This window comes from Terasakiella sediminum (assembly GCF_033100395.1).
Lineage (GTDB): Bacteria > Pseudomonadota > Alphaproteobacteria > Rhodospirillales > Terasakiellaceae > Terasakiella.
In genome coordinates this window covers 1-14,067 of record NZ_JAWLVJ010000029.1, presented here as the reverse complement: position 1 = coordinate 14,067, position 14,067 = coordinate 1, and the positions used below count along the sequence as shown (strand labels likewise).

Annotated in this window: 12 protein-coding genes; 9 read left to right on the top strand and 3 right to left on the bottom strand. The window is 49.7% G+C overall.

What is annotated here, in order from left to right:
• The first annotated feature begins 15 nt into the window (after positions 1-15).
• The 3 genes from RYZ26_RS17505 to RYZ26_RS17495 all read left to right on the top strand — a co-directional run bounded on the left by RYZ26_RS17505 (position 16) and on the right by RYZ26_RS17495 (position 2,582).
• The gene (locus RYZ26_RS17505) at positions 16-936 is read left to right on the top strand and encodes a LysR family transcriptional regulator (RefSeq protein ID WP_317684544.1); all 921 of its coding nucleotides are present in this window, start codon (positions 16-18) and stop codon (positions 934-936) included.
• Between the two features lie 100 nt (positions 937-1,036).
• A complete protein-coding gene (locus RYZ26_RS17500; RefSeq protein WP_317684543.1) occupies positions 1,037-1,678 on the top strand; it encodes a glutathione S-transferase family protein in 642 nt (213 codons plus the stop codon).
• Between the two features lie 4 nt (positions 1,679-1,682).
• A complete protein-coding gene (locus RYZ26_RS17495) occupies positions 1,683-2,582 on the top strand; it encodes a pyridoxamine 5'-phosphate oxidase family protein (protein ID WP_317684542.1) in 900 nt (299 codons plus the stop codon).
• A gap of 38 nt (positions 2,583-2,620) precedes the next feature.
• Here the strand turns inward: RYZ26_RS17495 and RYZ26_RS17490 are convergent, their stop codons facing one another.
• On the bottom strand, positions 2,621-3,100 hold the full coding sequence (locus RYZ26_RS17490) for an Lrp/AsnC ligand binding domain-containing protein (RefSeq protein ID WP_317684541.1): 480 nt from the start codon (positions 3,098-3,100) through the stop codon (positions 2,621-2,623).
• Between the two features lie 204 nt (positions 3,101-3,304).
• On the opposite strand from RYZ26_RS17490, the gene RYZ26_RS17485 reads away from it, so the two are divergent.
• Complete coding sequence (locus RYZ26_RS17485; protein ID WP_317684540.1) at positions 3,305-3,742, top strand: universal stress protein; 438 nt, start codon at positions 3,305-3,307, stop codon at positions 3,740-3,742.
• Positions 3,743-3,759: 17 nt separating this feature from the next.
• Positions 3,760-5,307: an alanine/glycine:cation symporter family protein gene (locus RYZ26_RS17480; protein WP_317684539.1), complete on the top strand. Its 1,548-nt coding sequence runs from the start codon at positions 3,760-3,762 to the stop codon at positions 5,305-5,307.
• Positions 5,308-5,363: 56 nt separating this feature from the next.
• Here RYZ26_RS17480 and uvrB read toward each other — a convergent pair whose 3' ends face one another.
• Complete coding sequence (uvrB, locus tag RYZ26_RS17475) at positions 5,364-7,472, bottom strand: excinuclease ABC subunit UvrB (RefSeq protein ID WP_317684538.1); 2,109 nt, start codon at positions 7,470-7,472, stop codon at positions 5,364-5,366.
• 131 nt (positions 7,473-7,603) lie between these two features.
• Between uvrB and RYZ26_RS17470 the strand changes: the two genes are divergently transcribed.
• From RYZ26_RS17470 to RYZ26_RS17455, 4 genes are all read left to right on the top strand, one after another.
• The gene (locus RYZ26_RS17470) at positions 7,604-9,070 is read left to right on the top strand and encodes a mechanosensitive ion channel family protein (RefSeq protein WP_317684537.1); all 1,467 of its coding nucleotides are present in this window, start codon (positions 7,604-7,606) and stop codon (positions 9,068-9,070) included.
• A 94-nt stretch (positions 9,071-9,164) separates the two neighbouring features.
• Entirely contained in the window at positions 9,165-10,166 is a 1,002-nt protein-coding gene (gene ppk2, locus RYZ26_RS17465) for a polyphosphate kinase 2 (RefSeq protein ID WP_317684536.1), read from the top strand.
• Between the two features lie 197 nt (positions 10,167-10,363).
• Positions 10,364-11,566, top strand: a complete 1,203-nt coding sequence (locus RYZ26_RS17460; RefSeq protein ID WP_317684535.1) for a pyridoxal phosphate-dependent aminotransferase — start codon at positions 10,364-10,366, stop codon at positions 11,564-11,566.
• A 132-nt stretch (positions 11,567-11,698) separates the two neighbouring features.
• Entirely contained in the window at positions 11,699-13,462 is a 1,764-nt protein-coding gene (locus RYZ26_RS17455; protein ID WP_317684534.1) for a putative bifunctional diguanylate cyclase/phosphodiesterase, read from the top strand.
• Here RYZ26_RS17455 and RYZ26_RS17450 read toward each other — a convergent pair.
• Positions 13,459-13,983, bottom strand: a complete 525-nt coding sequence (locus tag RYZ26_RS17450) for a fructosamine kinase family protein (protein WP_317684570.1) — start codon at positions 13,981-13,983, stop codon at positions 13,459-13,461. The two genes, RYZ26_RS17455 and RYZ26_RS17450, sit on opposite strands and share 4 nt — an antisense overlap.
• Positions 13,984-14,067: the final 84 nt, after the last annotated feature.

Sequence of the window (14,067 nt, the reverse complement as noted above, 5' to 3'; positions counted from 1 at the left end):
AAAAGGAATAGATTGATGGACCAGTTATCCGCAATGACCGTCTTCACCCATGTGGTGGATACGGGAAGTTTTTCAAAGGCGTCGCAAAAACTCAGCATGCCCCTGCCAACTGTCAGCCGGAAGATTGCCGAGCTGGAAGACCATCTGGGTGCACAGTTATTGACCCGCACCACCCGCAAGCTCTCCCTGACTGAAAGCGGGGCGCGCTATCTGGAAGCCGCGCGCCGGATCCTAAATGATGTGCAGGAGGCCGAACGTCAAGCCTCCAGTGAATTTGTCGAACCTGTAGGCACCATGACCATCACGGCCCCGTCTGCGTTCGGAAAATTACACGTCCTGCCCATCGTGCGGGAATTTTTAAATGAGTTTCCAAAGGTCAACATCCGCCTGCAGCTGGCGGATCAGGTGCTGCACCTGCTGGATGAACATATTGACCTGGGCCTGCGCATCGGGAACTTAAGCGACAGCACCATGATGGCGAAACCGCTGGGCCATGTGCAGTTCCTCCATTGTGCAAGCCCTCTTTATCTAAAGGAAAAAGGCGCTACACCCACGCCGGACACATTGGATGATTTCAACCTTATTTCCTTTGGTAATCTTGATTTACGCCAGGAATGGACCTTTAACATTGATGGCAAAGCAAAGACCTTTCCCATCAAACCGCGCCTGATGGTCAATTCTGCCGAGGCTGCTGTTGAAAGTGCCGTTCATCATGCCGGGATTACCCGTGTTTTATCTTATCAGGCGGCAGAACAAATCCATCGTGGTGTCTTGGAACGGGTTCTTACAGACTATCCCACCAAACTTAACCCCGTGCATTTTGTCTATCCCCAAGGCCGATTGGTACCTTTAAAGCTGCGCACCTTCCTTGATTTCGCAGCCCCCCGGCTGAAGAAACGGCTACAGACCATAGCCAGCCAATGTAACATTTCATAATTTGAAATAGTTATTCTTAAAATAACCTAATTATCTTGAAAAAATTAAATCGATATAACTGAGGCATATCCCATTTACCCCTAATTGGAGCCTCAAGAAAATGACGAATGCCCTTTTCCCCCAAAATGCTGATCCGGTAAAAGTATACTGGTTTCCGCTTTCCGGTCACGCACACCGTGCCCAGTTAATGCTGTCTCTGCTGGATATCCCACATAAGCTAATCCCCGTTGATCTGGCAAATGGGGAACATAAGACACCGGACTATCTCAATAAACTGCACCCCTTTGGTCTGGTGCCTGTTATTGACGACAATGGCGTCATCATCTGGGAATCCAATGCCATCCTGACCTATCTTGCCACCAAATATGACTCAGACCGCACATGGCTTCCAACCGAACCTGTCAAAGCTGCCCATGTTCAACAGTGGCTGGCGCTCGCATCCGGCATGATTATCAACGGACCCGGTGCAGCGCGTCTGGTCAAGGTCTTTGGCACCGATCATGACCATGACAAATGCCTGCAGGTATCCAAAGACCTGTTTGACGTCTTGGAAGGCCTGCTGAAAGACCGCACCTTCACCACGGGCGAAGCACCAACCATTGCGGACGTTTCTGCCTATAGCTATGTGGCGCACGCCCCGGAAGGTCATGTGGATTTAGCGCCTTACCCGACCATCCAGAAATGGATCAAGGCGGTTGAAGCCCTGCCGAACTTTGTCGCCATGAAAAAGACGGAGACCTGAAATCATGTCCACCCTTTCTGACAACACCCCCCTGCCCACCCCTTTCCATGAAGGTGAAGTCACCATTCAGAAACGCCTTGGCGTGGATGAAATTTCAGGAAGGGTGGGCGCCAAATTCATTCGCACACAAATGCCCGAACAACACCGAGACTTCTTCAGACAGTTGCCCTTCCTTTTCATTGGAGGATTGGATCAGGATGGACATCCCTGGGCAAGCTATCTGGCAGGGGCCCCGGGGTTTACCACCAGCCCGACCGATGATCATCTGCATATCAAGGCCCTACCTGTCAGTGGCGATCCGCTGAAAGATCACCTGACATCAGGTGCAAAGATCGGCATGTTGGGTATTGAACTGCACACTCGGCGTCGCAACCGCCTGAATGGTACCATCGCCACAAATGAAAATGGGGTGATTGACCTGCAGGTGGATCAAAGCTTCGGCAACTGCCCCAAATATATCCAGCGCCGTGACGTGCTGATCAAGACCACGACCGGGCGTACGGACGCGCCAGAAACGCACAGCAAACTGAATAACGACCTGCAATCGGTTATTCAGAACGCAGACGTGTTTTTCATCGCATCGCGCAGCAAGGAAATGGATGAACGAAATTCCGGTGTCGATATGTCGCATCGTGGTGGGGAACCCGGCTTTATCCAGGTGCTGGATGAAAACAGCCTGATCTTCCCCGATTACCCGGGGAATCGCTTTTTCAACACGCTGGGCAATATCGAAACCGATGGCCGTGTTGGCTTATTGTTTCTGGATTTTGAAAACAGCCGCACCGTTCAGATGGCCGCCCACGCCACCATCCTGTGGTCAGATGATGACCGCAGTATTCATCTGGATATCAAACAAGTCGTCGTCAATGAAAACGCTGACCTCAGCGCCATCGACAAAACGTAAAAATAAACAGGAACCTTCAACGACAGAGGGTTCTATTTTTACATATCCACACCAAACATATCAATATGCGTACTTTCCTTTACAGTTTCCATCACCGCAAAGGAATGGGTCTGCATGACGCTGGGCAACTTGCTGATCTTATCTTCAAACACATCACGGAAATGACTGATATCGCGAGTGCGAACTTTCAAAAGGTAGTCAAAGTTACCGGCAATCAGATAACAACCCTGTACTTCCGGCAGCTTCTTCACCGCCCTGTTAAATTCCGGCAAAGCGTTTTCTGATGTTTTGGACAGACTGACCTGAACCAGCGTAACTTGCCCGCGCTGAACCATATCCGGGTCCAGAACCGCGCTATATTTGCGCACGAAGCCTTCACGTTCCAGCCGCTTTACTCGTTCTGAACAGGGTGTCTTGGTTAAATGCACCCGTTCTGCCAGATCAACGATGGAGGATCTGCCATTTTCCTGCAGTTCATTCAGAATCCCTTTATCAACATTATCTAATACCTTCGCCATTTAGAACATTTTCCTCCAAAAAACTATAAAACAGGAATTTTTCGCGATTTTAACCTATATTTAGGCACAATATCTAGTCGTTTTTACTTATTCTAACCTCAGACATTCAAAAAGCAAGTCTCTCTGCCTTTGACCCATTCAAAAAATGAATGTCCTCCCCAGGGTCATTTCGGGAAAGAGAGACAATGAACAGAAGAGGTTTCAATGACTACTACTCTCCTTATTGGCCTGGATGGCCATAGTTCAGGTGACCGCGCCCTTGCCTTTGGTGAAAGCCAGGCAAAGCTGATCGGTGATGCTGAACTGATCGTCGCTTATGTGATCGAATGGTCCCCGTTCTCTTTCCAGACACAGGAAGAAAACGCCCAACGTCACGAACGCCGCGAAAATGAAATTGCAATGGCAACATCGCGTATTATCGATCCTGCCGTTGAAAAAATGAAAGCTGCTGGCATCAATGCAAAAGGCGTTGTTCGCCACGGTGATGTTGCCCAGACCTTGATTGACATCTCCAAAGAAGAAAATGCCGATCAGATTGTGATCGCCCGTACTTCAGAAGGCGGGTTCTCAAAACGCATTTTCGGTAGCGCCACATCCAATTTGGTGATGAGCGCAGACATCCCTGTCACCGTCGTCAAGTAGTCTGGAGAATTCCTAAAATGAAATTATTTTTAACCATGATTTTCGCCCAATTCATGGGCCTCATTGGCGCGTCCAGCGCAATGGCCGAAGAAGCTTCCGGCCTTGACCAAAAAGTAAATGAAATTTTCGCAACTGTAACTGGCCCGTTCGTCGGCCTGATCTTTGCCCCGATCCCGGGCACCAGTTTCCCCTGGATCGTAATGTGGTTGGTGATTGCAGCCAGTGTTTTCACACTCTATTTCGGCTTTGTCCAATTCCGTTTCTTCAAACATGCAATTTCACTGGTCAAGGGTGATTATTCCAACCCGAAAGACGCTGGTGAAGTCAGCCACTTCCAAGCCCTTGCAACCGCCCTTTCAGGTACCGTTGGTCTTGGGAACATCGCAGGTGTGGCCGTTGCCATCGGGATCGGTGGTCCAGGCGCAACCTTCTGGATGATCCTTGCAGGTCTTTTGGGTATGGCATCCAAATTCGTGGAATGTACGCTGGGTGTTAAATACCGTAACGAATATGAAGACGGCACCGTTTCTGGTGGTCCGATGTACTATATTTCCAAAGGCTTCAAGGAACTTGGCCTGCCCGGCGGTAAAATTCTGGCCGTTGCGTTTGCGATCTTCTGTATCTGTGGCGCCTTTGGTGGCGGTAACATGTTCCAGGCAAACCAGGCACATGCTCAAATCTCCGGTATCGTTGGGGACTATCCGGGCTGGATCACAGGTCTTGCTTTCGCAGCCCTCGTCTTCGCCGTGATCGTTGGTGGTATGAAATCCATCGCCCGCGTTACCGAAAAAGTCGTTCCGTTCATGGGTATTCTTTATGTCGGTGCAGCGATTGTTGTTATCCTGCTGAACGCTGACAAAATCGGTTGGGCCTTTGGTCAGATCTTTGAAGGTGCCTTTACAGGTCTTGGCGTTGCAGGTGGTCTTGTTGGTGCCTTGATCCAAGGCTTCAAACGTGCGGCTTTCTCAAACGAAGCAGGCGTTGGTTCTGCTGCGATTGCGCACTCTGCCGTTCGTACAAACGAGCCGATTACCGAAGGTTTCGTTTCCCTGCTGGAACCACTGATCGATACGGTTGTGATCTGTACAATGACTGCCCTGGTCATCATCATCTCCGGTCAGTTGATGGTAGATGCCAACACAGGTCTTTACATTCTGGATGGATCAAGCATCAAAACTGTTGATGGCAACTCCGGTGTGGCCCTGACGTCTGCGGCCTTTGGTAGCGCGGTAAGCTGGTTCCCATATGTACTGGCTCTTGCGGTTATCCTCTTTGCATTCTCCACCATGATTTCCTGGTCTTACTATGGCCTGAAAGCCTGGACTTACCTGTTTGGTGAAGGCAAAACGGCTGAGCTGGTCTTCAAACTGCTGTTCTGTGTGTTTGTTGTGATCGGTGCAGCTGCCAACCTCGGCCCAGTCATCGACTTCTCTGATGCAGCCATCTTCTCCATGGCGGTTGTCAACATCACAGGTCTCTACTTCCTGATCAAGATCGTGAAGAAAGAACTGAAATCTTATTCTGATCGTCTGGAATCAGGTGAGATTAAAAAATACAAAGGCTAAAGCCTGACAAACAAAAAGCCCCACAGTTATAGAGCTGTGGGGCTTTTTCTATTGTCTTAGCGGCGCTTCTTCTTTTTCTTTCCCGCCCCTGCACGTTGGGCCGCCCCCTTGGCGACACCAGCACGATCAAGACCAAGTTCGGATGCCTCCAAACGCCGGATTTCGTCACGCAAACGGGCGGCTTCTTCAAATTCCAGATTGGCCGCGGCTTCTTTCATACGTTTATCCATATCGGCCAAAACGGTCTTCAGGTCTTTACCGACCAGATGTTTCTCACCCGTTGCCCCGGTATCCACATCCACATAATCACCTTGAGACGCATCATCCAGAACATCAGAAATATTGGATTTCACCGTCTGCGGGGTAATGCCGTTGGCTTCGTTATAGGCTTGCTGCTTAGCACGACGGCGGTTGGTTTCGCCGATAGCATAATCCAGACTTTCCGTCATCTTATCGGCATACAAAATCACGCGTCCGTCGATGTGACGCGCCGCGCGGCCAATAGTTTGGATCAAAGATCGTTTGGATCGCAAGAAGCCTTCTTTATCCGCATCCAGAATAGCAACCAGCGAACATTCCGGGATATCCAAGCCTTCCCGCAGCAAGTTGATCCCGACCAGAACGTCAAACGCCCCCAGACGCAAATCACGGATAATCTCAATACGTTCCAGTGTGTCGATATCCGAATGCATATAACGCACACGAATACCCTGTTCATGAAAATATTCCGTCAGGTCTTCGGCCATGCGTTTGGTCAGCGTCGTAACCAGTACCCGTTCACCTTTGGCGGCTGTCTGCTTACATTCATCCAGCAAATCATCCACTTGGGTTTCCACCGGGCGCACGATGGTCACTGGATCAATCAGGCCTGTCGGGCGGATCACCTGTTCAGCAAAGACACCGCCTGTGCGTTCCATCTCCCAGTCACCCGGGGTGGCCGACACATAGACCGTCTGTGGGCGCATATGATCCCATTCTTCAAATTTCAGCGGTCGGTTATCAACACAGGATGGCAGGCGGAAGCCATAAGATGCAAGCGTGCTTTTACGGTTATAGTCCCCGCGATACATGCCGCCGATTTGAGACACGCCTACATGACTTTCATCCACAAACAGCAAAGCATCATCGGGCAGATATTCAAACAGCGTGGGCGGCGGCTGGCCCGGTGCCCGGTCCGTCAGGTAACGCGAATAGTTTTCGATCCCTGAACAGAAGCCTGTGGTCTCGATCATTTCCAGATCAAAGGTCGTGCGCTCCTGAATGCGTTGGGCTTCCAGAAGCTTGTTATTTTCCTGAAACCAGGAAACTCGCTCCTTCATCTCTGCCTTGATCTTTTTGGATGCCTGCATCAAGGTGGGGCGAGGCGTCACATAGTGACTGTTGGGATAGACGGTGACCCGGTCCAGCGTGGTGATTTTCTCCCCCGTCAGCGGATCAAATTCCCAGATATCTTCCAGTTCTTCCCCAAAGAAAGACAAACGCCAGGCGCGGTCTTCAAAGTGAGACGGGAAAATTTCAATAATATCCCCGCGCACGCGAAAGGTTCCGCGATGGAAATTATTGTCATTGCGTTGATATTGAAGTTCCACCAGTCCCTTCATCATATCGCGCACGTCATATTCCCCACCGGATTCGATGCTCAGGGTCATTTCCGCGTACGTTTCCACCGCACCGATACCGTAGATACAGGAAACGGATGCCACAATGATGGTGTCGCGATATTCCAGCAAAGACCGTGTCGCCGCATGACGCATCCGGTCGATCTGCTCGTTAATCGAACTGTCTTTTTCGATATAGGTATCGGTCTTGGGAACGTAAGCTTCCGGCTGATAATAATCATAGAACGAAACGAAATATTCCACGTGATTATCGGGGAAGAAATTTTTCATCTCGCTATAAAGCTGAGCCGCCAGCGTCTTGTTGGGCGCAAGCACAATGGCCGGGCGCTGCAATTCTGCAATCACATGGGCAACAGTGAAGGTTTTACCGGACCCCGTCACCCCTAACAGCACCTGATCTTTTTCACCTTCTTTGATGCCTTTGACAAGTTCACCAATGGCTTCGGGCTGATCGCCGGAAGGTTTGAAATCGCTGACCAGATTAAAGGACTTCCCACCCTTGGGGATCGGTCGCTTAATCGGTGTAAAAATCTCTGAATTATCCATGCATCAACATATAGCCAGAAGGCGGTCTTTTGACCAGCCCCCATTGAGACGTAGTTATACGGGCTTGGCGTTTTGTCATTAATTTGCAATAAATCTAAAAAACACGAACGGGATAATGAACTGTACCTAACATGATAAACGCACTTTCAAAGATCTGGAACCCGCTTGTTCTTTTCATCGCGGTCTGTGCGGCGATCTGGAACATCGACGACATCATCACCCTGCTGCATCTGCCTGTAGAATGGCATCAGACTGCCATTCAGATATTTTCTATCATCGCCTGGATTATCGGGGCGTTGCTGTTTGTCCGCCTGACCCGCATCATCTTCTGGGAAGGACTGGTGGAACGCACCGTCAAACGCCCCCCGCCCCGTCTGATCGTGCAGCTAGGCAATGTATTTATCATCTTCCTGGCTTTTTCCGGTGTGCTGGTCTTCGTCTTTAACCAGTCGATCACGGCCTTTTGGACGGCCTCCGGTGCGGTTGGTATCGTCATTGGTTTTGCACTAAGAAATCTCATTCTAGATACATTTTCCGGGCTCGCCATTCATATGGAACGCCCGTTCAAGGTGGGTCAATGGATCAATGTCCATACCCGATTTGGTGAATATAAAGGCCGGGTGGAAGAAACCAACTGGCGCACCACACGGCTGTGGACCACAGGGCGCAATATTATCATTATCCCCAACAGCTTTATCACCACCACCATTCTTTCCAATTACAGCATGGGCGGCATGGGTGAGGTTTCGCGCTTTGAACTTGTCTTCACCCTTGATTATTCCGTGCCAACAGACCGGGCAATCCGGGTTTTGACCGCTGCGGTTCAAGCCTCCATCGGGTCAAAAGGTCCTTTACCCAACCCCGCCCCAAAAGTACGTTCCAGCGGGGTTACGCCGTTCGGGATCGAATATAAAATGCGTTATTACATCGATCCGGATCATGTAACGACAGCGAAAGCACGTAACACCATCATCAACAATGTGATGGAACATTTAAATCACGCGGGCCTGACCCTTTCTTATCCCAAGCGCGACGTCTATATGACCCAGATGCCCTGGCGTCAGAAAAGCTGGCAATATCCAAAAGATCAGGTCACACAGATCAAAAAGCTGTCCCTGTTTGAAGCCCTCGAACTGGAAGACCTGGAATTCATCGCGGAAAAAATGCGCATCCACCATTACCGCAAACTGGATACGGTTGTCTCGCAAGGCGATGACGGCAATTCCATGTTCATTCTGGCAGAAGGCCTACTGGAAGTGCTGATTGAACAGGAAGACAACACCTCTTTCAAAGTGGCTGATCTTGCCCCCGGCACCTTCTTTGGGGAAAAATCATTGCTGACGGGTGAACCCCGCTCTGCCACCATTATCTGTGCCACCGATGTCGTTGTCTGTGAAATCACCAAATCAGCCATGTCGGACCTGTTCGCCCGCAATGAAGATGTAGCAGCCTTGCTCAGTAAAGCCGTTGCCTTGCGTGATTTGGAAAATCAATCCGCGATTGCCAATCGCCCGGAAGATAACAACGAAGAAGCGTTAGCCAAAGAAACCGACCTGTTTCTTGGAAAACTCAAGTCATTCTTTGGGCTTAAGGGGTAGATTATTTATCTCTAAATTGACTTGCGTCACATTGGTCTGGCCGTTTTTTTGCTACATTCCGATAGTATTTTTCGAATCACCAATGGAGACGTATATGAGCGCTAAAAAAACAACGACAAAAGCTTCCGCCAAGATTGTTAAACTGGATGCGGACACCATTGATGATGAATTGATGGAAGAAGAAATGATCGCGACTGAAAAACTGGCGAAGATCAAGCCAGCGGGTCGTGATGCCGAAAAATTCAAAGGCAAAAAGAACGCCAAGAAAAAAATCAAAAACATGGGCAATGGCCTGTCCAAAGGCACACCAATTGATCAACTGGACGGAACAGACGCCCCTGTTGGTAAACTCAAAACATCTGATTATCTGGAAATCATCGCGCCCCTTCATGTTGAACTACTGAAGATGCAGAACTCCGTAAAAGAAAGCGGTCAGAAAATCCTTGCGATCTTTGAAGGACGTGATGCGGCTGGCAAAGGCGGCACCATCAAACGCTTTATTGAACACCTCAACCCACGGGGTTGTCACGTGGTCGCACTTGAAAAACCAACGGACCGCGAACGGGCGCAATGGTATTTCCAACGCTATGTAACGCACCTGCCAACAGCTGGTGAAATCGTGCTGTTTGACCGTTCCTGGTACAACCGCGGCATGGTAGAACGCGTCATGGGTTTCTGTGAGCCTGATGAAGTCAAAGAATTCCTGCGCTCCGTTCCTGAATTTGAACGGATGCTGCACCGTTCAGGTCTGAAGATGTTCAAATTCTATTTCTCTGTGAGCAAAGAAGAACAGGCCCGTCGTTTCGCCAGCCGTGAAGATGATCCGCTCAAGCAGTGGAAACTGTCACCAGTAGATAAAGAATCGCAAAATCACTGGGCGGGTTACACCAAAGCCAAGGAAGATGTTTTCTTCTACACCGATACAAAAGAAGCGCCATGGACCATCGTTAAATCCGATGACAAGAAACGCGCCCGTATTAACGCCATCCGCTACTACCTGTCCCAAGTGGAGTACGAAGGCAAAAATGAAGAACTTCTTCAATGGGATCCGCGCATTATCAGGACCACCGAACAGGAACTTGATGTGGAAGATTAATCTCCTTTCTATCAAACGGGAAAAAGGCACTCATCGGGTGCCTTTTTCTTTGCCTGCATTTTTGTCACAAATCTGTCCATTAAGTCTTGCCACGCCCCGATTGCAAGCGTAGGGTCCCCCTGTTTTGACGAATGGGTCGTTGTAAACGGACCTGTTCGTTTTTGTAACTTCACCTATTTGAATAAGGTCTGAGTACCATGTCTTTTCTTGCTGACAAATTGTCGCGCATTAAACCTTCACCGACCATTGCTGTTTCGACCAAAGCTGCTGAACTGAAAGCTGCGGGTCACGACGTTATTGGTCTTGGCGCAGGCGAGCCTGATTTTGACACGCCACAGCACATCATCGATGCCGCCATCACAGCGATGAAGGATGGAAAGACACGTTACACGGCCGTAGCGGGTACAGTTGAATTGCGCGAAGCCATTTGCGCCAAGCTGAAACGCGATAATGATCTGGACTATACCCCGGATCAGGTTTCCGTTGGCTGTGGCGGCAAGCAAAATATCTATAACGCCCTGATGGCAACCCTGAACGATGGCGATGAAGTGATCATCCCTGCCCCTTATTGGGTATCCTATCCCGATATCACCCTGCTGGCGGGCGGCGTTCCTGTCTTTGTAAACTGCCCGGCAGAAACAAAGTTTAAACTGCAACCTGCCGATCTGGAAGCAGCCATCACCGATAAGACAAAATGGGTGATCCTGAATTCCCCATCCAACCCGACAGGGGCTGGCTATTCCTATGATGAGATGAAAGCGCTTACAGACGTATTGCTGAAATTTGATCATGTGCGCATCATGACAGACGATATGTATGAACTGATCGTCTATGATGATTACAAATTCGTCACCCCGGCGCAGGTTGAACCAAAACTTTATGACCGCACCCTGACCCTGAACGGCGTATCCAAGGCTTACTGCATGACAGGCTGGCGTATCGGTTATGCGGCAGGTCCACTGGAAATCATCAAGGCAATGAACAAAATCCAGTCCCAAAGCACAACACACACGAGCTCTGTCTCTCAGGCAGCCGCTGTTGAAGCCCTGAACGGCCCGCATGATTTCGTTGCCAAACATAACGAAGTCTTTAAGGGGCGTCGTGACCTGGTTGTGAAAATGTTGAACGAAGCCGAAGGTCTGGAATGTCAGACACCGGAAGGCGCTTTTTACGTCTATCCAAGCTGTGCAGGCCTGATCGGCAAGAAAACACCGGATGGCAAAGTGATTGAAACCGATGAAGATTTCGTCACTTACCTGCTGGAAACAGAAGGTGTGGCTGCGGTTCATGGCGAAGCCTTTGGCTTGTCCCCGCATTTTCGTGTGTCTTATGCCACCAGCAATGAAGCTTTAACCGAGGCCTGCACCCGCATCCAGCGTGCTTGTGCGGCGCTGAGCTAAAGTCAAGCTTATCTAAAAGAATAAAATGTGCGCAAAAGATTATCCCTTTGCGCACATTTTTTATCTATGCAGTTTTTAGTAAGGCCTTTATGCTTACTAAAAAACGATAAGAACCGGGTTTAGTTTACACATATGAGTGAAGAAGAAGACAGACTCAGAAAAGAGCTAGCGGCTCTCAAAGGTCAGCTTGTTGCCCAGCGACGCGAACTCTCGCGCTATCGCATGCTGTCGTCTGTCTTTCAGTCAGCGACCCAGCCCATTGCCCTGGTCAATGCCAATTTTCAGGTACTGACCATCAATCCGGCCTTTAGCGAACTAACCGCTTACAGCGAAGATGAAGTGCAGTATTTCCCCATCAACGGGATGATCGCACACCATAAACGCCAAGAACTTTGGCCGCCCATTCAGACCAGCCTGGAACAGGAAGGTCACTGGGAAGGACTACTGTGGAATGAAAGCAAAACCGGATCGGTCTATCGCGTGCAAACCCATATCCAAAGCCTGGACACCGAAGATTTAAACCAGGCCAAATATGTGTTCTTCTTCCATGATGTGACCCATCAAAAAGAAACGGAAGAACAGCTTCAACATCGTAACAACTACGATATTGTCACCGACCTTCCCAACTGGAACCTGTTCTTAAACCGCTTTATCAGCGCGCTTTATGTATCAGGTCAGGACAATACCCAGACCGCCCTTCTCTTTATTGGGTTGGACGGATTCAAGGTCATCAACGACACACTGGGCTATACTATCGGCGATAAGCTTCTTCAGGAAGCCGCTTTACGCTTTGAACGCACCATCCCTGAAAGCGGAACCATCGCGCGTTTTAGCGGTGATCAGTTCACCGCCGTGCTGCCCAATATTCAGGATGATGAAGAACTCGCGGTCATAGCCCATAACCTGCTGGACTGCCTGGAACGCCCATTTGATATTGAAGATGAAGAGATTTTCATTTCCTGTTCGATCGGGGTCTGCACATGGCCAGGTGATGGCGACGATGTGGAAACGCTACTGCGTAACGCCGACAGCGCCATGCATAAAGCCAAGGACAATGGCCGCAACACTTTCCATTTCTTCACGCCGGACATTGATGCCAAGGCACAGGCCCAGCGCGCGATTGAACGCGATCTGCGACAAGCCGTCAAAACCTTTGATGAATTCCATCTCGTCTATCAGCCCATCGTGGATATGAAGACGGGCGAAATGAAAAGTGCGGAAGCCCTGATCCGCTGGCACAGCGCCGAACGTGGGTTGGTTTCGCCAGATCAGTTTATCCCACTTGCAGAAAAGAATCATCTGATCCTGCCTATAGGGGAATGGGTTTTAGAAACCGCGTGCCGGGAAATTCAGGATTGGTCGCGACAGTCCCAAACTCCTTTCCGGGTCAGTATCAACCTGTCCAGCCGACAGTTTCAGGAAGATAACCTGCCCAACATCGTCAAAGGCGTGTTGGATCGTACCGGATTCGATCCCAACCAACTGTCACTCGAAATCACAGAAACCCTGATGATGGAAAATATGGAAGACGCTTTGGCCATGCTGCATGAGCTGAAAGCCATGGGCGTGCGCCTGTCCATTGATGATTTTGGTACCGGATATTCCAGCCTGAACTATCTGAAACGCTTCCCGCTGGATACGTTGAAGGTGGATCGCATGTTCGTGCGTGACGTCACCACCAATCCGGAAGATGCGGCCATGGTCGTCGCAATCCTGACCATGGCGAAAAGCTTAGGCCTTGAGGTTGTCGGTGAAGGGATTGAAGCCAAGGACCAGAACGACTTCCTTTTAGAAAAAGGCTGCGAACTTGGTCAGGGCTATTACTACAGCCGCCCTCTGCGCATTGAAGAATTCAACCACTTCGCTGAAATGCACGAAAACCGCAACGTCGGTTAACAGCCATATTTTCGCAATACCCGATCCACATCACTGACATAGGATCCGCCAAACAAGCGGACATGGACCAGCAAGGGATAGAGGTTATAAAGGTCGATACGGTCTTTAAAGCCCGGTTCAATCGGATTGATCTCGTTGTAGGCGGCGAAAAAATCAGTCCCGAAGGTGTTGAACAAAGTGGAAAAGGCCAGGTCCATTTCCGGATGGCCGTAATAAATCGCCGGGTCGATAAAACCTGTCAGATTCCCCTGATAAGACAGAACATTGCCACCCCACAAGTCCCCATGCAGCAAAGACGGTTGGCGCGGTGCAGGGGCGATTTCATTCAATTGATCCCCCAAGCGTTCCAGACGATCAAGAAAGACATCAGACAATCGCCCAACCTTAACGGCCTCGCCTGCCATATAAAGTAAGCGACGGGTTTTATAAAAATCAAACCAATTGGCACACAGATCATTGGGCTGATGCAGTCCGCCAATCAATGTCTCAAAATCAAAACCATACTGATCAGATGTGGTAATACCCCCGATTTTTAGTGGTCCTTAGAAGTAGAATTTTCTCGTATATTAAGTGCAGGAGATTCGAAATGAAAAAACCAAGATATA

Coding starts and splice junctions, on each gene's coding strand:
- RYZ26_RS17495 (WP_317684542.1), top strand. CDS start 1,683: ATGTCCACCCTTTCTGACAACACCCCCCTGCCCACCCCTTTCCATGAA.
- RYZ26_RS17460 (WP_317684535.1), top strand. CDS start 10,364: ATGTCTTTTCTTGCTGACAAATTGTCGCGCATTAAACCTTCACCGACC.
- ppk2 (WP_317684536.1), top strand. CDS start 9,165: ATGAGCGCTAAAAAAACAACGACAAAAGCTTCCGCCAAGATTGTTAAA.
- uvrB (WP_317684538.1), bottom strand. CDS start 7,472: ATGGATAATTCAGAGATTTTTACACCGATTAAGCGACCGATCCCCAAG.
- RYZ26_RS17505 (WP_317684544.1), top strand. CDS start 16: ATGGACCAGTTATCCGCAATGACCGTCTTCACCCATGTGGTGGATACG.
- RYZ26_RS17455 (WP_317684534.1), top strand. CDS start 11,699: ATGAGTGAAGAAGAAGACAGACTCAGAAAAGAGCTAGCGGCTCTCAAA.
- RYZ26_RS17470 (WP_317684537.1), top strand. CDS start 7,604: ATGATAAACGCACTTTCAAAGATCTGGAACCCGCTTGTTCTTTTCATC.
- RYZ26_RS17500 (WP_317684543.1), top strand. CDS start 1,037: ATGACGAATGCCCTTTTCCCCCAAAATGCTGATCCGGTAAAAGTATAC.
- RYZ26_RS17480 (WP_317684539.1), top strand. CDS start 3,760: ATGAAATTATTTTTAACCATGATTTTCGCCCAATTCATGGGCCTCATT.
- RYZ26_RS17490 (WP_317684541.1), bottom strand. CDS start 3,100: ATGGCGAAGGTATTAGATAATGTTGATAAAGGGATTCTGAATGAACTG.
- RYZ26_RS17485 (WP_317684540.1), top strand. CDS start 3,305: ATGACTACTACTCTCCTTATTGGCCTGGATGGCCATAGTTCAGGTGAC.